We start from the raw sequence: 502 nt of genomic DNA, 5'->3' as shown, positions 1-502 counted from the left end.
AGATCAACGAACTGCACCACGCCAAACACCACCAGGCCTACGTCACCGGCGCCAACCAGACCCTGGAAAAACTCGACGAAGCCCGCGACAAGGGCGACTACGGCTCCATCGTCGGCCTGGAGACCACCCTCGCCTTCCACCTCGCCGGCCACGCCCTGCACCAGGTCTGGTGGAAAAACCTCTCCCCCCACGGCGGCGACAAGCCCACCGGGGAACTCGCCGCCGCGGTCGAGGAGTTCTTCGGCTCCTTCGACAACCTGCGCGCCCAGCTCAACGCCGCCGCCTCCACCATCCAAGGCTCCGGCTGGGGCATCCTCGCCTGGGAACCCGTCGGCCAGCGCCTGATCACCCAGCAGCTCAAGGACCACCACTCCAACCTCTCCATCGCCACCACCCCCCTGCTGGCCTTCGACGCCTGGGAACACGCCTACTACCTGCAGTACCGCAACGTGAAAGCCGACTACTTCACCGCACTGTGGAACGTCATCAACTGGGACGACGT

Annotated in this window: 1 protein-coding gene; it reads left to right on the top strand. The window is 65.5% G+C overall.

All coding sequences use genetic code 11. From position 1 onward, the window contains the following. Window positions 1-502: superoxide dismutase (locus ACFFQA_RS37985; RefSeq protein ID WP_377862668.1), on the top strand; the 502-nt coding region annotated here is incomplete at both ends.

Origin of the sequence: Allokutzneria oryzae, from assembly GCF_042429765.1 — a bacterium.
Lineage (GTDB): Bacteria > Actinomycetota > Actinomycetes > Mycobacteriales > Pseudonocardiaceae > Allokutzneria > Allokutzneria oryzae.
Note: the sequence above shows the minus strand (reverse complement) of the source record. Positions and strands in the feature narration are given on the sequence as shown.